Annotated in this window: 12 protein-coding genes and 3 pseudogenes; 7 read left to right on the forward strand and 8 right to left on the reverse strand. The window is 68.2% G+C overall.

The window, feature by feature from the left end:
* The first annotated feature begins 16 nt into the window (after positions 1 to 16).
* Both SRB17_RS24535 and SRB17_RS24540 read left to right on the forward strand, forming a co-directional pair.
* Positions 17 to 511, forward strand: a complete 495-nt coding sequence (locus SRB17_RS24535) for a hypothetical protein (RefSeq protein ID WP_153542185.1) — start codon at positions 17 to 19, stop codon at positions 509 to 511.
* Between the two features lie 33 nt (positions 512 to 544).
* Positions 545 to 709 carry a hypothetical protein gene (locus tag SRB17_RS24540; protein ID WP_153542187.1) on the forward strand — a complete coding sequence of 55 codons (165 nt, stop codon included), beginning with the start codon at positions 545 to 547 and terminating at the stop codon, positions 707 to 709.
* A 10-nt stretch (positions 710 to 719) separates the two neighbouring features.
* On the opposite strand, the gene SRB17_RS24545 is transcribed toward SRB17_RS24540, so the two are convergent.
* Together SRB17_RS24545 and SRB17_RS24550 are read right to left on the reverse strand one after the other, a co-directional pair.
* Positions 720 to 1235: a hypothetical protein gene (locus SRB17_RS24545; protein WP_194294117.1), complete on the reverse strand. Its 516-nt coding sequence runs from the start codon at positions 1233 to 1235 to the stop codon at positions 720 to 722.
* 142 nt (positions 1236 to 1377) lie between these two features.
* Positions 1378 to 1662 (reverse strand): hypothetical protein, encoded by a 285-nt coding sequence (locus tag SRB17_RS24550; protein WP_153542189.1) that lies wholly within the window; start codon positions 1660 to 1662, stop codon positions 1378 to 1380.
* Positions 1663 to 1844: 182 nt separating this feature from the next.
* On the opposite strand from SRB17_RS24550, the gene SRB17_RS24555 reads away from it, so the two are divergent.
* Complete coding sequence (locus tag SRB17_RS24555) at positions 1845 to 3425, forward strand: FMN-binding glutamate synthase family protein (protein ID WP_153542191.1); 1581 nt, start codon at positions 1845 to 1847, stop codon at positions 3423 to 3425.
* Positions 3426 to 3437: 12 nt separating this feature from the next.
* Here the strand turns inward: SRB17_RS24555 and SRB17_RS24560 are convergent, their stop codons facing one another.
* The 3 genes from SRB17_RS24560 to SRB17_RS24570 form a co-directional block, all read right to left on the reverse strand.
* Positions 3438 to 4349, reverse strand: coding sequence for an NAD(P)H-binding protein (locus SRB17_RS24560; RefSeq protein WP_153542193.1), 912 nt, complete (start codon positions 4347 to 4349; stop codon positions 3438 to 3440).
* 221 nt (positions 4350 to 4570) lie between these two features.
* Complete coding sequence (gene mmsA, locus SRB17_RS24565) at positions 4571 to 6070, reverse strand: CoA-acylating methylmalonate-semialdehyde dehydrogenase (protein WP_153542195.1); 1500 nt, start codon at positions 6068 to 6070, stop codon at positions 4571 to 4573.
* A gap of 270 nt (positions 6071 to 6340) precedes the next feature.
* Complete coding sequence (locus SRB17_RS24570) at positions 6341 to 7744, reverse strand: carboxypeptidase regulatory-like domain-containing protein (RefSeq protein WP_323376182.1); 1404 nt, start codon at positions 7742 to 7744, stop codon at positions 6341 to 6343.
* A gap of 252 nt (positions 7745 to 7996) precedes the next feature.
* Here SRB17_RS24570 and SRB17_RS24575 point away from each other — a divergent pair, with 252 nt between their 5' ends.
* Complete coding sequence (locus SRB17_RS24575) at positions 7997 to 8566, forward strand: TetR/AcrR family transcriptional regulator (protein ID WP_153542197.1); 570 nt, start codon at positions 7997 to 7999, stop codon at positions 8564 to 8566.
* A 182-nt stretch (positions 8567 to 8748) separates the two neighbouring features.
* Here the strand turns inward: SRB17_RS24575 and SRB17_RS46550 are convergent.
* Positions 8749 to 8991, reverse strand: a pseudogene (locus SRB17_RS46550) (ABC transporter permease); the annotation flags it as partial.
* A 289-nt stretch (positions 8992 to 9280) separates the two neighbouring features.
* Here SRB17_RS46550 and SRB17_RS24585 point away from each other — a divergent pair.
* Positions 9281 to 9727 carry an Imm63 family immunity protein gene (locus SRB17_RS24585; RefSeq protein WP_153542199.1) on the forward strand — a complete coding sequence of 149 codons (447 nt, stop codon included), beginning with the start codon at positions 9281 to 9283 and terminating at the stop codon, positions 9725 to 9727.
* A gap of 73 nt (positions 9728 to 9800) precedes the next feature.
* Here the strand turns inward: SRB17_RS24585 and SRB17_RS24590 are convergent, their stop codons facing one another.
* Entirely contained in the window at positions 9801 to 14099 is a 4299-nt protein-coding gene (locus tag SRB17_RS24590; protein WP_153542201.1) for a glycohydrolase toxin TNT-related protein, read from the reverse strand.
* A 1882-nt stretch (positions 14100 to 15981) separates the two neighbouring features.
* Here SRB17_RS24590 and SRB17_RS48110 point away from each other — a divergent pair.
* Both SRB17_RS48110 and SRB17_RS47640 read left to right on the forward strand, forming a co-directional pair.
* A pseudogene (locus tag SRB17_RS48110) lies at positions 15982 to 16080 on the forward strand (hypothetical protein); the annotation flags it as partial.
* 42 nt (positions 16081 to 16122) lie between these two features.
* Positions 16123 to 16540 (forward strand): annotated as a pseudogene (locus SRB17_RS47640) (transposase); the annotation flags it as partial.
* Positions 16541 to 16554: 14 nt separating this feature from the next.
* On the opposite strand, the gene SRB17_RS24600 reads toward SRB17_RS47640, so the two are convergent.
* Positions 16555 to 17457: an NADP-dependent oxidoreductase gene (locus tag SRB17_RS24600; protein ID WP_153542203.1), complete on the reverse strand. Its 903-nt coding sequence runs from the start codon at positions 17455 to 17457 to the stop codon at positions 16555 to 16557.
* Between the last annotated feature and the right edge of the window lie 820 nt (positions 17458 to 18277).

Genomic DNA, 18277 nt, shown 5'->3' on the forward strand with positions numbered 1-18277 from the left:
GAGAAGGAGTACCGGCGTGGCAAGGCTTTCCCCCGAGTCGCGGACGGACGGTCAACCACCGTACGGTTCGGCCGTCACGGACGCCGGCGCGGTCGCCGAACGCGGATACCGCGGCCGGCTCCGCGCTGCTGTGGCCGCGAGCGCGGCCCCGCACGGATACACCCTGGCGCTGTGGACCGCCACCGCGGTGACGTCGTCCGACCGGGGTGCCCCAGGGCCGGCCGAGGTCCTGGCCCTCCTCGCCGGTGCGACGCTCGCCTTCGTCGGGCTGGGTGCCCTCGCGTACGGGGGCGGCCCCATGAAGCCGGAGAGGCCCGCCGCGGCCGGCACGAGGATATGGGCCGCTTTCCATCTGCCCATGGCGACTCTCGCCGCACTGGTCAGCTTTTTGCTCGCACGGTGTTGTTCCGGGCCCCTCCTGTGGGGGCTGGTCGGCACGACCACGACCGCTGTGTATCTGCTGGTCGTCAGCGCCCAGTTTCTCTGCTTCGCGGTCCGCCGAAATACCTAGAGCCCAAAGACACGCACCCGTAAGAGGTTCACCATGTCAGTGGAGCATTCCGGCGCATATACGGTCGACGGCCGCATCTATCTGGTGGACACCGACGATTACGCCCTCGTGCTTGACGCACGGGGCGAAGTGATCGGTGAGGGGCACGACTTTTCCCGGTACGTACGCGAATATCTGGGCAGTGACGCCCTCGAATGAACCGCTCCGGTTATCCGCGCGTCCGCAGGCGCGGGTGGACGGATTCCCCGTCCGGGACCGGTTCCGTCCGGCTGCCGGCGGTGTCGCCGGCTGCGGTGTGCGCGGGCGGCCACGGGAGCAGGGCGATCAGGGAGTGTGCCCGATGGATGAGGAAGGCGGCGAGCGGCAGTTCGGTGACCAGGGCGAGGCCGCCCGCCGTCCAGACGTCGTCGGTGCCGGCGTCGAGCGAGATGTCGAACCAGGTGTCGCAGATCAGCAGGACCGCGGTGGCGTGCGCATACAGGATGACCGAGCGGCTGCGGCGCCAGGCCAGAAACGCCGTGGATGCCAGCGCGACGATGAGCAGCACGTCGAATCCGACCCAGGTCAGGCGCCACTCGTGCACGTTGCGGGACGACGGCAGCGTCAGACCCAGCATCACCGTCCACGGTATGAGACAGGCAGCGCACGCGGCGAGCAGTTCCGCGGTGTGCTTCCTGCGGCGGTCCGGCGGGACACCGCGGCTGTCGGCGTGTTCCTTCGTCACTTGCGATCCGTCCTCGCACACTTCCTCTGACGCCGACAGGTTTCCGGGACGACCCATCGGCATAGCCGCAGACGTCGTCCCGAATATTCCCGCGGTGTACCTCCGGGCCTTTTGGGACCCGGTCGACACCCGTCCCGCCCTGTCAGGGGCGGGCCGAGCCGTACCCGAACGTCTCCATCTGCTCCCAGATCCACGGGTAGAAGCGCTCGTACCTCTCACAGTCCCAGACGTGTCCGTAGTGTCCGCCGTGGTGCCCACCGGCGGTCACCGTCTCCACCACCGCACCCGCCCGGGCAGGGACGTGCGCGCCGGCCGGAAGAGCAGCCGCGTGGGCGGCACCCCCGGCGGCGAGGAGAGCGCCTCCGGCGAAAGCCAGAGAAGCAGCGGTGGTCGTGATGCGTCGTACGAGCTTGTTCCTGGTGCGCAAAGTACTCACTCCTTAATTTTCCTGGGGAGTAATAACTGTCAACGCGACCAGTCTCGAGCAGGAAGGCGTGCAGTGCATCGCATAATCTAGTGATTGGCCGGTACACGGGTAGTCGAGTGTGCCGTATATCGCACCATTGAATCATTGTGACGCCACTTGGCCGGCTGTACGTTTCGCATGTGATGAGAATTGCAGCGATCGCATTCATCGGGGCCCTGGCAGCCGCATTCGGAGCCTTCGCGTCGACCGGGTCTGCCTGGTGGTGGCCGGCCGCCGTGTTGTGCGCGGCTTTGGCGGCGGTGGGTACCCATGACCTCCTCCAAAGGCGCCACTCGATACTGCGCAACTACCCTGTGCTGGGACATGTGCGCTTCATGCTGGAGTCGATCCGGCCGGAGCTGCAGCAGTATTTCATCGAGCGCAATTACGACGGCCGTCCCTACGACCGGGATGTGCGCAGCCTCGTCTATCAGCGCGCCAAGGGCCTGGAGGCGGAGCAGGCGTTCGGCACCGAGCGGAACGTCTACGCCGAGGGCTACGAGTACTTCGAGTCGTCGATGCGGCCTCGCCCGGTGCCGTCGGAGCAGCCCAGGGTCCGCATCGGCGGTCCGGACTGCGCCAAGCCCTACGACATGGCCTTGTTCAACGTCTCGGCGATGAGTTTCGGCTCGCTGTCCGCAAATGCCATCCTCGCCCTGAACCGCGGCGCCGCCCTCGGGGGCTTCGCTCACGACACCGGTGAAGGCGGCCTGTCGGAATACCATCTGCGGCACGGCGGCGACCTGGTGTGGGAGATCGGCACGGGATACTTCGGCTGCCGCACCGAGGACGGCCGTTTCGACCGGGCGCGGTTCGCGGAGAAGGCCGCCCACGACAGTGTGAAGTGCGTGTCGCTGAAGCTGTCCCAGGGAGCCAAGCCCGGCATCGGAGGGGTGCTGCCCGGGGAGAAGGTCACCGCCGAGATAGCCCGGGTACGCGAAGTCCCCGAAGGCCGGACCGTCATCTCACCCCCGTACCACGAGGTCTTCAGCACTCCCCGCGAGCTGATCCGGTTCATCGCAGAGCTGCGTGAGCTGTCCGGGGGCAAGCCGGTCGGCTTCAAGCTGTGTGTGGGCTCCCGGCGTGAGTTCCTGGCGGTGTGCAAGGCCATGATCGACGAGGGCACCGCGCCGGACTTCATCATCGTCGACGGAGCCGAGGGCGGCACCGGAGCCGCGCCGCTGGAGTTCGCCGACCATCTGGGCAGCCCGCTCACCGAGGGGCTCATCACCGTGCACAACGCTCTGGTCGGCGCCGGCCTGCGGGACCGGATCAAGATCGGCGCCAGCGGCAAGGTGGCCACCGGCGCCGACATCGTCAAGCGCATGGTGCAGGGTGCCGACTTCACCAACGCGGCACGCGCCATGATGTTCGCGATCGGATGCATCCAGGCGCAGAGCTGCCACACCAACACCTGCCCCGCCGGCGTCGCCACCCAAGACCCGCGCCGCGCCCGGGCGTTGCACGTCGACGACAAGTCGGTGCGGGTCCAGCGCTTCCAGTCCGCCACGGTGAACAGCTCCATGAAGATCATCGCCTCACTGGGCGTGAGCGGACCGGCGCAGCTGCGCCCGCACATGCTGCGCCGGCGCGTGGATCCGGTCACGGTCCGCTCCTACGCGGAGCTCTACGAATGGCTGGCCCCGGGGCAGTTGCTGATCGAGCCGCCGGAGTCCTGGGCCGCGGACTGGAAGGCCGCCGACCCCGACCGATTCGGCGCGTGACAGGGGTGGCGGTCAGCTTCGGCCCCGCCCGAGCTCGGCGGTGCCGCGCGCGGTGTTCGGTGCGGGCCACCAGGCCGCGTCCGAGACGGGCGTCGCCGGTGAGCCGGTGAGCCGGGGGACGACGTCAGTGACCACGGAGATCTCCCCCTTCTCGATCGCCTGGTACCACGAGATCCAGGTCTCGATCTGTTCCCCGCTCATGCCTTGTCGCCAGCGCCGTGCGAAGGCTTCCTCAAGGGTCTCGGGCTCGTAGCGGTAGGGCCGTCCGGTGGCCGCGGCGATCCGGGTGACCGCTTCGTCGAGGGTCAGGGCCTCGGGCCCGGTGATCTCGAGGATCGCGCCGTCGTGCTCGGAGCGAAGACCCTCGTCGAGGGCGACGGCCGTGATCGCGTCGGCGATGTCCTCGTGGGTGACGAAGGCAGCCCGGCCGGTACTCGCGGGGCCGCTGACGACGAATTGCTCGTCGGCGAGGGCGGCCGGCGTCGAGGCGTAGAAGCCTGCCCGGAACACCGTGTGGCGGACCCCGGAACCAGCCAGGAACTGCTCGGTCAGCCACTGGTCGCGGGCGTTGAGGTACGTGGCGGTGGGCGCCGCGCCGACGAGGGACACATACAGCACCCGGTCCACGCCGACCGCGGCCGCGGCCTCGACCACGCCGGCGTGCTCTTCCAGGCGGCGTCCCGTGCGGTGTCCGGAGACCAGGATGAGGGTCGACGCGCCCTCAAGGGCCTTGCGCATGCCCGAGGTGTCGGCGTAGGCGGCGGGACCGCGTCGCTGGGCGCCCGGCAGTTCCGGCATGCGGTCGGGGTCGCGTCCGACGAGGAGTTGCGGGACGCCGCTGTCGGCGAGCCGGGCCGCGATCCGGCTGCCCAGCGCCCCGGTCACCCCGGTGACCGCCACGGTGGTGTGGTTCTTCTCGGACATGTGTCTCCCTAAATCCGGGGCCGCGTCGATCGCGGCACCCTGTTTCCGATTGCATCTGACGCAAAAGACACTGCCTCCAGGCTGCCTCCTCCGGCTGCGCGACGGCGCGGTCGTCCAGCGCCACCCAAGGGTGGCGGTTCCTGGAATCCGCCCGCCCCGGGGTACGCCCGCGGCCGCACCGGCATCCTGGGGAGCCCGGCCGCGTGTGCGGGATGCTGGGCTCAGGACACGGGGAAGCCCAGGTCCGGACCGGACGCCGTCTCGGCAGGAGCCGGCCAGCGGCTCGTGATGACCTTGCCGCGCGTGTAGAAGTGCACGGCTTCGCTGCCGTACATGCGGTGGTCGCCGAAGGCCGAGTCCTTCCAGCCACCGAAGGAGTGGTAGCCCACCGGCACGGGCATCGGCACGTTCACGCCGACCATGCCGGTCTCCACGTCCAGCTGGAACCGGCGGGCCGCGCCGCCGTCGCGGGTGAAGATCGAGCCGGCGTTGCCGAACCGGGAGCCGTTGATGATGCGCATGGCCTCCTCGTAGGTCTCCGCGCGGAGCACGCACAGGACGGGACCGAAGATCTCGTTGCGGTAGGCGTCCGAGTCCGTGCTGACCTTGTCGAGGAGCGAGATGCCCATCCAGTGCCCGTTCTCCAGGCCCTCGACCGTGAAGCCGCGGCGCACCACGTCGGCTCCCTGGGCGGCCGCGCCCGCGACGTACTGCGCGACCTCGTCGCGGTGCGCCTTGGTGACGAGCGGGCCCATCTCGGACGCCGGGTCGTTGCCCGGTCCTATCCTCACCTTCGCGGCGCGCTCGGCGATCCGGGAGACCAGCGGGTCGCCCACCGAACCGACCGCGACCACCACGGAGACGGCCATGCAGCGCTGACCCGCGGAGCCGTAGGCGGCGGACACGGCGGCTTCGGCCGCCGCATCGAGGTCGGCGTCGGGCAGCACCAGCATGTGGTTCTTCGCGCCGCCCAGGGCCTGGACGTGTTTCCCGCCGGTGCAGGCCCTGCCGTAGACGTGGCGGGCGACCGGCGTGGAGCCCACGAAGGACACTGCCGCCACGTCCGGATGGTCGAGCAGCGCGTCCACCGCCACGGCGTCGCCCTGCACGATGTTGAGCACACCGTCGGGCACGCCGGCCTCGGCCGCGAGCTCCGCGAGGAGTATGGACGCGGACGGGGCCTTGCTGCTCGGCTTGTGGACGAACGTGTTCCCGCAGGCGATCGCCATGGGGAACATCCACATGCCGATCATCGCGGGGAAGTTGAACGGTGAGATGCCCACGACCACACCGAGCGGCTGGCGGACCGACGCCACGTCGACGTGGCTCGACACCTCGGTCGAAGTGTCGCCCTTGAGCGCCGTGCCGAGCCCGCAGGCGAGCTCGACGATCTCCAGGCCCCGGGCCACCTCGGCCAGGGCGTCCGCGTGGACCTTGCCCTGCTCGGCGGTGATCAGCGCGGCGATGTCGTCGCGGTGCGCGTCCAGCAGCGCGCGGTAGCGGAAGAGGATCGCGATCCGCTGAGCGAGCGGGGACGTGCGCCAGGTGGCGTAGGCCTCCTTCGCCGCGGCGACAGCGGCGTCGACCTCGTCGGCGCCGGCCATCGCCACCCGCGTGGTCACCTCTCCGGTCGCGGGGTCGGTCACGGGGCCCCAGGTGCCGGAGGCGTCCGAAACGTCTCCGTAGGGCTTGCCCGCGATCCAGTGGGTGACGGTCTTCATCGGCGGAACTCCTTCGAGGATGACGGAACCGGGCTGCGAGGTTCCTGGCGTTGCACCTCAGGGGCCTTGGCTGTGCCCGGACCGGGCCGCGTTCTCGGCCAGGGGCACATACACCGTTGCCGCGCGGGCGGGACTGCTGCTGATGTGGAACCTATTGCTCCGCGTTCCGCGTTGCGGCCGATCCGGGGCCCGGGGCGTGAAGTGCCTTCCTCACGTCCCGCACTGTGGTGGCGCGGGTCACTCGATGCCGAGCGGCAGCCGGTCGGCTCTTCAGGATCCGTGTCGCGCGGGTCCGAGATCGAGGGGGTGAGCGGCCGCGCGAGTCGTCCCGCGCCGGTCATGCAGGGTGAAGTCGGCCCGGACGGCGACGCCGGACTGCAGCAGCTTCTGGTGGACCAGTGGATTCCGGCCGGGGTACGAGACCACCACGCTGATGTATCCCTCGGGCAGACCGGTCACCGCGTACTCGCCCCGCGCGTCCGTCGCCGTCCGCACCAGCTGCCGGCCGCTGGTGTCCATGACGGTCACCGCGGCATGGCGGACGGGCTGCTGTTCGTCGTCGCGGACGATGCCCTCCAGCATCGGCAACGGCTCGCCGAAGTGATGGGGGTGAACCGGAAGCGCGGTGGGCACGGGCGCCTCCATGGAGGGGTCCTCCACCGGCGGTTCCGGAACGTCCTCCTGCTCGTCCTCCGCTCCCTGCCGTGCGGCCGTGCGGTGGTGCCGCCACGCGTCGAGACCCAGCAGGGCCATACCCGCCGCGATCCACGCGCACAGCACGAGGACCGGTCTGAGCACACCCGCGTTGTCGAAGTACAGGACCCCTCTCAGGCCGTCGACCGCGTTGCCCAGGGGCATGACGGTGTGCAGGACCTGGAAGAACCTCGGCAGCAGCTGGACGGGGACCAGGCCGCCGGAGGGAACGCTCAGCACGATGTACAGGCCCAGACCCGCCAGCGGGAAGAAGTGCTTGACGAAAGGCGCCATGCCGAGGGAGAAGGTGCCCACCGCCGTGGTGAGCAAGAAGGCGATCGCCAGGGCGGCGGGGGCGTTGGGCAAGAAGCCGAGGCCCACGCCGACGAAGAAGCCCACGGCGCTGAAGACGGCGGCGAAGGACGCGACCGTCAGCAGTTTCTTGCGCCGGTTGAGGGTCACCGCCCGTAGCAGGGACGTCGCGAGGATGTAGCCGGGCATGTTCCAGGCGACCGCGAAGTACACCAGGGTCGTGCCGAGCCCGTCCTTTTTCACGGTGGGCGCCACGTCCGTGACCGTGAGCTTCTGGTGGTTGTGCGCGGCAAGCCGGGTGAAGCCCTTGGTCAGCGCCTGATCGAGGCTCACCCCGTTGGCGCCGGCCACGTACAGCACGGCGCGTTTGCCCTTCGCGGCGTAGCCGGCCACGGCGTCCCGGTCCAGCACCGCCTGGCGGGCTTCCCGGGCGCCTGCCACGGCGGTGACGTCGAACCCGCCGGGATTTTGCAGCTGCAGAGCGGTGTCGACCTTGCGTTCCACCGGGCCACCGGCGATCACGAGCTTCGCGTGGTCGGGCTGAGGCTGGTGGAAGGCCGTGGCGAAGCAGAACAGCAGGCCAAGGAAGAGCAGGGCCGGGATCGTCAGGGTCTCGGCCAGGACTTTGGCCAAGGAGACGCCGCGGGGACGCTCGATCCGGTGTTTCACCGAACCACCCCCCGGGCGCCACGGCGAGCCATGTCACCGAGCTCGCGGAGCACGCGGCCGGCCGGATGCCCAGTGATCCGACGGCCGCCTCTCCGGTGCCGGTGGTCCTGCACTGTTCGGGGTCCAACGACTTTCACGGCGCCCCTCTCGGCTGCCGGCGCCTGACATCGCCATGCGCCATCCCATTAATGTACCGATCGGCACATCTACGTCTGTTGGACCTTACGTGTACCGGGCGGTACGGTCAAAACCATGCCTCGCCCCGTCAATGCCGAAAAGCGCGCCGAGCTGCTCAAGCAGGTGGTGCACCACCTCCAGCACCACGGCGTCGCGCAGATGTCGCTGAGCCCGCTCGCCCAGTCGATCGGCACCACCAAGCGCATGCTTCTCTACTACTTCGGCAGCCGCGAGAACCTGTTGGCCCAGGCGCTGGCCACCAGCCGTCCCGACGCCCACGCCATGTTCGACGGCGTCCGCGACACCGCGGGACTGCACAGGGCGGCCCTTGCCCTGTGGGAGGCGATGACCGTCGGGGACCAGTCCGGACCGATCCGCATGCTGCTGCAGCTGCTCAGCCTGGCCGCCACCGACCCCGAGCAGTACGGCGACATCGCGGCCGAGACCGTCGAGGTCATGGTGGGCCCCATCGCCGCGGCCTATGTCCGGCTCGGTCACCCGCCGGAGCAGGCGCGAGCAGGGGCCACGCTCCTCGTCTCCGGCCTGCGCGGTCTGTGCCAGGACCGCTTGGTGACCCATGACGTCGCCCGTACCGACGCGGCCGCTCGCCGACTCATCAGCGACGCAGTCGCGGCGGCCGACTGAGCGTGTTGCCCGGTTGGTTCAGGCCGGTGCCTTTCCGTTGATCTTCTTGTCTTCGGCTCGACGAACGGGGGCTGTCTGAAGGATCCGCTCCGGATGGTGGCCGTGGGGGAGGCGAGGTTCAGTGTGTTGAGGCGAATCTCGCCCCGGCCGATGGCAGCGGCGGCTTTGTCGGCGCCGTCGACAAGCGTGCCCAACACCGTGGATTCGGTGAGGAATTGGGTGAGGATGTGCCGGGTGCCTGCCCCGAGAGCGCGGCGCGGTCCGATCTCGCCGGTGCGTTCCATGACGGCCACGAGAGTGGTGTTGGTGATGCCGACTGCACCGATGACGAGGCACACGCAGGCCAGGAGCAGGAACAGCCGGCCAAGGTCATGGTTCACGCCGCTGCGCACGCTCCTGGAGTCGGGCGGCGGTACGGCTTCCAGTCAGGATGTATCTGGCTGCTGACGCCGGTGTCGGCGATGGGTGCGGAGCGTACCTGCCCGCCCTTCTCCCGCCCCGGGCACTGTCCGACCGGGCCACCCTGCGTCCCCGGCCCGGGCACCACCGGCGAAACCGGCCTCGCTCATGACCTGCTCGCCGCCTTGCGCAAACCGCCCCTGCTTCCGGACGGATCGCCGCATCCAGGGCCTGACCGAAGAGTCTGCTGGAGTCAGCGCCATGTAAAGGCTCCCTGCAACGCGTACTCAATCTCGGCAATATAGGGTGACATCCATGACGATCTCGAGGAAAGAAGTGCAGTCCGCTCTCGACCGGGTCACGGCCAAGGTGCCCGATCTGACGTCTCGTATGCCGAAAATCGGGGGACCTCCGTTGGACGGGATTGTCACGATTGAAATCGGCGACGACGGGGAGCTCATGCTCGTGGCGCACGAGCGCGGCATGAATACAATCAATTACAGCACCCGCGATCTCGACGACCTGGTCCACCAGGCAACACTGCACGCAGTCTGGGGACTTGCCCTGTCGTGGGAGAGGCTCAACCGCGACCGATTCCCGGAATACCGGGGCGAAACCCGCGTGACGCGCGTGGCCAAGGAAATCGACGTCATGCGTCGCATCGATCTGCGCTGGGCGGAGGAACTTCGGGCAAGCATTCCTCAGAAATACCCGGGAGTGACTGTGGACAGGGTTGACGCCCATCCCATTCTTTCTTCCTGACGCACACAGCAGCGCAGGGCCCCGCACACGGCGCGTGCGGGGCCCTTGTTTCTGGTGTCGAGCTGGTGTCGAGTCAGCTCGTCGGCGTGATGTCTTCGATGTAACCGTTGTCGAGAAGGTATTTGATGTTGACGCCGGTCGGGAGGAAGTACTGGGTGCCGCCGCCGGGTTGGTCAAACCACGGGGCGATCTTCCCGGCCTTGATCGCGCCTATCGAGGGATCCCAGTCCTTGATCCACTTGTACACGTGGTAGCCGGCACCTTCGTCTGCGGTGTCGGCGCTGACGTTGGACGGGGGCAGAGCCCGCTCGGTGTACGGGGTGCCGTCCCGGGGGGCGAGGAAGCCTCCCGACGGACCCCCGAAGCGGTCCATCTCCTCTCCCGCCTTGGGGGCATACGCCGACGAGACACCGTTCTCGAACCCGTCGTCCGGCGGGTACGTGAACCAGTTCTGCTTGACGTTCCAGTACTTGGCGAACCACTTCTCGATGGAAAGGTCGCCGAACGGCCGGTACCCCTTCATCAGGGCCTGCGGCTCGCTGCGCATGTCGGCGACGGTCTGCTGGAAGTCCGCCACCTTGCTCAGGGCGAAGCGAAGGCTGCCCGAGGCGTCTGACCCGGCGGCCACGGCAGCGTCGATGACATCGCTGAGCGCCCCGTCGACCTCATCGCCGGACTCCGCCGCCTTGAGCTTTTCCAGAGCCGTCTCGGCGGCGTCGGTCTGGGCGCTGGTGTAGTCGAGGGAAGCATCCGGGTCGTCTGCGATCGTGGCCTCGTCGCCGAGTTCGGAGACGCCGGCCAGCGCCCCGATCTGCATCCCCGCCTGAACGGTGTCGGAGCACTCGTCGGTGGCGTCAGCGGGGACGGCGTACGAGGCGAATACGGCTCCCGATGAGCGGCTCGTCTCAGCCTCGGGGGACCGGTACGCGCTTTGGACCGGTTGATATGTGTCCTGGCCCTTGACGACGCAGTCCCAGAAGATGTTCGGGGCATCGCCGAGGAACTGGTGGATGAGGTCTTCGAAGCCAGTGGTGAGCCGGTCGTAACTGCGGGTGAACGTCTGGGTCTGCGCCGTTGACTTCTCTCCGGTCCAGTACACGTCTGCTGCCGGGCAGTTGCTGCCGATGTCGGCTGCGGCACCTGGCTCGTCGCAGTAGAACGTGTCGACCTGCACGAAGTACAGGAGTTGGAATTCCTGGGTGCAGGTGATGTCTCCGTTGCAGTCCCCGACGGTGCTGACGGTGGGCGAGTTGACCCGTATCCCGATGAACTCGTCCGGGATGCCCACGTAGCCGTTGTTCTTGACCGCGACGTCGTCCCCGTCGTACTCGGTCATCGCATCCGTGCCGTGCGCCTTCGCGTTCTTCAGGCCGTCCTCGTCGGCATGGTGCTTCGCGAGCACCTCCGACGCGTAGGTCTGCCAGGCGTTGGTGTCCGGGATGGAGTCCACATGGTTGAACCGCATCGCGTCGAAGGCGATGGAGTGGTCGCCGGTGTCGCTGTCGTGACTCTGGTTCGTCAGTTCGACGGTGGCGCCGGCCGCGAGGTTGAAGTACCCGATGGTGACCCAGTCGTTCATGGTCTGGGACTGATCGACCGTGACGGTGTAGGAGTTGCCGGCGCCATCGTTGACGGTGTACTCCGCGTCCGGGGTCATGTCGCCCAGGTACGGAATGTACGCCTGAACCTCGTAGGCTCCGGTCGACAGCTTCGGCGCCCAGGTGCCCATCAGGCCGAGCTGTTCACCGTCCCATGCGTTCCACGGGTCGCGGGTGTGTCCGAACCAGTAGTGGCCGCCCAAGCCGGACGAGTCTTGTTGCAGGTCCTCCTTTCCTTCGTAGCGCTGGTCCTCCGAGCCCGTGTTGGCGGGGTTGAAGGTGAAGGAGAAGGTGCCACCGTCGGACCACGACTGCCCGCCGGGACAGGCCGGCTCAGCGACGGACACGGGGAGGTCGTTCACGACGATTCCGCCCGGAGGTCCGCACGGTGGGGTGACCGGGTGGGCGTTGCTCAGCTCATTGGGGTAGGAGTTGACGAAGGTGTAGACCTGGTGGCCGCAGGTCGTGCTGCAGTCACTCTTCCAGGTTGCGTTCGCTTCGTGGAACCAGTGGGGCGGATCGCAGGACGGGCCCTCATGGTCGACCTCGCACTGCGGCGGATTGGCCGGGTCGCAGGAGTTGGATGTGTCGCAGAAGGCCGACAGCGGGGGCTTGACCTGGATGCGGGCCTGCTCGGTGGTCCACCAGGAAGGAGCGAAGCCCATGGTGGAGAAGCCCGCGTCGCCCGGGGACTGCTTCACGCCGGACTGGGTGTAGGAGCGGCCGGTGTCGATGGACTCGGCTGCCCACCCCATGACCTTCTCTTCGTACGGCCAGTATTGCGGCTGAGCTGCGTCGTGCGCCGAGTACCCGTCGGTGACGTTGCTCGCCCCGGACTGGGAGCAGGCCGTCCAGCCGGTGGCGGGGGTCTTGTCCGTGCCGACGGTGCAGGAGATGTTCTGGTCCATGAAGGGACCCCGGTCGGCCGGGTAGATGGGGTTGGCCGGATTGTTCAGCCATCCCAGGCCCCAGTTGCTGCCGGAACTCGGCGGATTGAAGCCCGAGTTGTAGTTCCAGACGGCGGCGAACCAGTTCTCGATCTTCGACGGGTCGTCGTTGTTGATCGTGATGGTCTGGCCGCTGGTATGGAGCTCGTTCCACTTCTCGGCGAGAATGCGGGCGGCGTAGGCGATGTTGGTGGCGTAGTCCACCGCCACCGCCTTCTGCTCGCTCTCGGGCAGTTCGGTCTCCCCGGGCTTCGGGTGGGAGGGCAGTCGCATGCCGTCCGTGACCTGGCCGATGCCATATCCGCAGTCGGCTTTGTCCCAGTTGATGTTCCAGATGCCGTCAGCCGTGTACCCGGTGGTGCCGGGGTAGATGTTCGCGCCGTAGTAGTTGCCGATCAGCGGGTTCCCGTACTCGCCCGGCTCGGAGTGGGAGGTGGCCTGCCACAGGTTCGACTCCTGCGACAGGACGCCGAGAAGGATCTGTGGGGGGATGTGTCCGCCGGTGCTGAGGGCCGGCAGCGGGAACATGCCCTGCGGTGACCAGGCGGACAGGCCGGAGTCGTTCCAGTTGCTCGGCCGCTGGATCCGGTCGGAAGTGAGTTGGCCCATCACCGCGCGGTCCACGGCCCACTCGACCTGGTTCGGAGTGGGCTGGTAGACCATGATGTTCGGGTTGTTCCGGGCGACCGCGCAGTAATGCCCCTCGTCCACGGTGTCGGTGGAGTCGTCCGCCTGGACGACGTACGAGGCCTGCTGGACTGTGGCCGGAACGGTCGGGCCGGTCCGGTGTCCGACCGTGGTGTGCTTGCCGGAGGGAGAGGGGGCGGAGCCGGACCCTGCGTTCTTGCTCTTCTTGTCCGTCGGATCGGCGTAGAACTCCACCGCCGTATGCGAGTGCATGGCTGTGGCCTTGACCGCGACGGGGAGCGCCGCGCCGGGGGGAAGCGCCGCTGCCAACGTTGCCGGGTCGGCGTGGCTGTGGCCCTTCGTCACCGGGTCGGCGTCCATCAGTGGCTGCGGCGCAGTCGCGGTGACAGCAAGGTCGCCGAGGGAAGAGAGCGCTGCGCCGGCGGGCGCGGTGGACGCGGTGATGTCAGCGATGTGCGTGACCAGGTGCGGTGACCCGGTGACGTACACTCGCCCGTTCCGGCCGGTTGACAGTCCGAACTGTCCGTTCAGACCTTCGGCGAGAACGGTTGTGTGCCGCCCGCGGGCGACCTTCACCTCCTCCCGTTTCCCGGCCTGTGTGGTGGCCAGGAACACGGCGCCGCCTTCAGCGGGATGGATGCGCAGCGGTGATCCGCCAGGGGTGGTCGCGAGCGTACGAGTGCGGCCCTTGGGCCCGATCTCGATGACGTGCTCGCCCTGCGCGGCGAGAATCCCGCCCGGGGCGGGCACGGCGGAGGTGACCTCGGCCGGCAGGGTGACCGTGGCCTCGGTCTTGCCGGTGGCTGCGTCAACCTTCACCAACCGCGTGGTACCGGCCGTGCTGAACCCGGTGAACACGGCGTCGTCACCGTATCCGCAACCGGGGTCGAAGTAGGCCAGCGACGTGGTGAAGCCGAGCTTGGTCACCTTTCCCGTGGCCAGGTCGACGACCGCAGCGAATCCGCCCCGCTCAAGGGTGTCTTGCTGGTTCGTCCAACGCTGGGGGGCGTATACCGCAGCCTCGTACTTGCCGTCGGACGTGGTGCAGGTGTTGCCGACCCATTCGCCCGCATCGAGACCCGGCTCGTTCAGCGTGACGGCCGTGTGCCACTTGTAGCCGGTGTTCTCTTTGGCAGCGAAGACGTGGAAGCCGGCGTCGTCGCCGGTTGCGGTGACCACCTCGTCCTTCGAAGTGCGCCAGCCGGGGCCGAGAATCTTGTCGCGCCGGGCGGCAGGGACGGCGCCATGCGACGTGACGTCTGCGGCGAGCTGGGAACGGGCGACATTGCTCGCGGCCTTGGCACGGCCGTGGGCGCCGGCGCCTACCCCCGCGCCTGAGGAACTCGAACCCTGCCGGGCATCCGCTCCGGGTGACCCGGGCCCGTCAAGGCCGTGGGGCAGAGAGAGGAGAGCGATGGACGCTGCCGCCGCTGCGGCTATCGCGCCCGTCGCCACTCCTCTCTTGCGTGGTCTTCGCACTGCGTTCTCCTTCTTCTAGGTCCTTGCACCGGCCCAGAGGTGGTCCGAGGGCGGGTGCCGGGTTGGGTGGGTCGGCTGGAGGCCGGACCGGTGGATGAGGCCTTGTCGACAGCTGCGGCAAGGGGCACGGTGGCTACGGCGATTCGGGCCAGGTAGTGGTGATGCGGTGAATGCACAGGGCGTCGAGTTCGCAGCCACAGTGCTTGATCTGTCGCGTTTGAACCCTGGAGTCCTCCGCGAAACGGACTCGGACGAGGCCGGTGCCGGGCACGCACTCAGAGCCGTTGCAAAGTCGGCTCCCGAGTGCCCCCGCACTGGGGTGCATCCGTTCGCCCATGGCTTCGCTGCTGCCTCAGGCCCCCTGAGTGGCTTACTGAAACTCGACGGGTCGTCAGCCGATGCAGTCCACCACCCGGTACCTGGCTACGCGCGTAACCGACGCCGCCGACCGGCCCGCCACGGCCTGGCCCAGAACCCGAGACCCGGCCCCACGACACCCGGCGAACCCTCAGACGACCGACGGCCCATGTGCGCGACAACACCCCGCGAATCGGCAACACGTGACGCGAAGACGTGCCCTGGACGGCAGCACCAAGGGGCTCGCTTTCTGAGACGCATAAGCCCCCCTCATGTCAACACATGGAAAGCGGAGGGTAAACGCACCAAAGACGCCAAAGGTGATCCCCCCGCTCACATTACGCGGATCCACGGGCAGAATTCACGACTGGTCTAATCCACCCACGAAGCGCTTGATCATTAGACACTGCAAGCACAGGCACCACAAGCTTTCTTCACGGCTCCTGGCGATCGAATCGCAGGCGCATGCCCCGGTGGGCGATGGCCAAGACTTGACTCAACTCACTTGTCGGCAAAGGTCGTTGGTAGCTGGAAGCGTGGAAGTGGGTTGAGGCGAATCGACTGCCCGGTCGAGCCGGATTAGCTGATTCTTGACTGTTTCCGTGGCATCGCTTGGCAAACCTGGTGGTTCAGCCGTACGGGTCTGGAGTGGTCAACGCACATACCCGGAAAGCGTAATGAGCGAATTTACGCCGTTTACTGTTTTTGGCTGAGGAGTTGAGTGTTCGGCTCCGGTTTAGGTGGTTCGTCGTGGGTCTGCCCGGAGTCTTCGGATGCTGTGCCGGGCCCTGGGCTGCCATACAGCCGGGCTGCTCGTCCTGGACCCGTGGCCTGATCCGACGGGCACTTGAGGTGGACCGGCCGGGCGACCGGGCCGGTCCACCTCCAGGGCAAATCCGACCCGGTCGACGCCTACGCCGCCGCGACCGCCATGCCCTCCGGCCGGGCAGGCCGGAACACCGAAGACCGGCGACGGCATCGTCGAGGCCATGCTGCTCCCTGCGGGTGGTACGCCGCTCGGCGCCTGCCCGCCGGCGAACGGATCGGGACGCTCGCTCGGTCGCGGCCGTGAGCCGACGTCTCCGACCCGGCAACTGCCGTCCGCACCGCCTTGCGACGACTCGCCCGCCGAGACCAGTACGTGAACGAGGAGATCGCCGACGCTGATGCCGATCTCGCACTCCGGGTCACCCAGGCGGCTCCCAGCCTGGTCACGCAGCCGGGTGTGGGCACCGAGACTGCTGCCCAATTCCTGATTACGGCAGGCGACCCCGACCGGCTTCGATCAGAGGCGACTTTTGCCTACTTGTGCGCGGCCCGTCTGCGCGAGCTCCGGACGCACCGGCTCAACCGGGGCGGCGACCGCCAAGCCAACCAGGCGTTCAAGACCTGGCTGGCCGAACGCGAGGAGCCTTGGTGCGAGAAGGTGGATGTCGTCGCGATGGACGGGTGTAACCGGGTTCAAGGCCGACGCTGCTGAACAACTCCCCGACGCGGTCGCGGGGATGGAGCCCTTCCACGTCGTGCGCCTGGCCGGCGAGGCCCTGGACCGGTGCCGACGCCGTGTCCAGCAGACCCTGCACGGGCACCGAGGCATGAAGAACGATCCGCTCCACAAGGCGCGCCGGACTCCGCACACGTGGCGCGTCCTGCTCACGGACAAGCAGAGGGACCGGCCGGCCACCCTGTTCGCTGCTGATGAGCATGTCGAGGTCGGGGACACCGGGGGCATCTACCAACGGATGATTGCCGCCTACCGCGAGCCCGACCGGACCTGCGGGCGCCCTTTGACGACCGGTCAGTCCACGAGTAGCACGAGTTTGCCGCGCACAGTCCCGGCTTCGCCGACGCGGTGCGCGTGGGCCACCTCGGTCAAGGGGAAGGTCTGGCCGACCCGGACGGAGAATCGTCCATTTTCGGCCATTTGGGCGACCTGGGCCAGCGCGTAGGTGGCCCGGCCAGTGTCGCCGCGGCTGAAGCGGATGCCCGTCTGCTGCGCGCCGCGGAAGTCGGCGACCGTGATCACGTGCTCGGGCGCGGCCACGAGTTCCACGAGTTCGGGGAGGACGCCGCTGCCGGCGACGTCCAGTGCGAAATCGACACCCGACGGCATGATTGCCCGGACTCGTTCCGGCATCCCGTCGCCGTATGCCACCGGCTCGGCCCCGAGCGAGCGGAGGACACCGTGCGTGCTTGGACTACCCGTGCCGATGACCCGCGCGCCGCGCTCCATGGCGAGTTGGACAGCGGCACTCCCGACGCTGCCAGATGCCCCGTTGATGAGCACAGTGCTGCCCGCTGTGACGCCAAGCTGGTCGAGCGAGCGCGCCGCGGTCTCGGCTGCCGCGGGGATCGCTGCAGACCTCGCATAGTCGAGCGAGTTCGGGATCGGGGCCCAAGAGGACAGCACGGCCAGCTCCGCTTGGGCGGCTCCGTATGGTGAGGCTCCGAAGACCCGGTCGCCAATGGTGGCGCCCGAGACATCGTCGCCGATCTGGTCAACGATGCCCGCAGCCTCGTAGCCCAGAGTCTGTGGCAGTTCCTGGTCCATCAGGCCCTGACGCTTTTTCCAGTCGCTGGCGTTGATCCCCGCGGCGCGGACCTTGATCCGTATCTCTCCGGCACCGGGATGGGGATCGGGGAGGTCAACGATCTCGAGAACCTCCGGGCCGCCGAACCGGCTGAACTGTGCTGCCCTCATGACGCACTCCTTCCGCAGAAGGAGTGGCGGATCGTCCGATACCGCGTGTGCGCGTACTCCCTGTCCGGCTGTCTGCTCGGCCCCAGAGCACGTTTCTACTCCGATAGATCGATCCTACGGCATGACCGCCCACATGCCTGGGTCAACGACGCGGCGGTGGACCTCGGCTCCGAACGGGGCCGGTTCGAGTACGTCACCAGCATCGGACTCTCGGGGCGGTTTGACAGTTCGAACGGCACACCGGCCCCACACTGGACGGCTGGGAACGTGATCGGCTCACCGGAGTGCGAACTGGAGGCGGCCACCATTCGCTCCAAGCCCGTCCGGGCGGTCCAGGGCGTCGGCTGCGGCACCGTCCCTTCGCAGTCCCGCGGGATTCCGAATAGCGTCCACCTCGATCGGGCATGGCAGCAGGTTCGCGGCCGTTCTCGAATCGGCGGCGCTCCACCGGTACGCCGCGGCCGGAGCGGGCATGATCGGCGCCGTCGTGTACGGTGCCGCGATTCGCTCCGTTCGCTCTGCGCAACCAACTGATACCTCCCGCCGTCGTGGATGCCGGCTCCCCTTGCACGGCGCCGGCCCGCGCGACATCGTTGCGCGGGACCGGGTGAGGACGGCCGGGACCGCGTCCGGTTCGTAACGTCGGTCAGCGCAACTTCCAGCCGGATGCCGAGGCGTCCCGCGGATGGAGAGTGTGCCTGGGGAGGTCGGGCAGGTCGATGCCGCGGCCGCGATCGCGAAGGCCCCGTCGCGGGACCGGCCACCGGGTGCGACAGTCACCGATCGGGACCGAGGATCTGCTGTGACGAAGCTCCGGCCG

The sequence above is a fragment of the Streptomyces sp. RB17 genome (assembly GCF_009604455.1).
Lineage (GTDB): Bacteria > Actinomycetota > Actinomycetes > Streptomycetales > Streptomycetaceae > Streptomyces.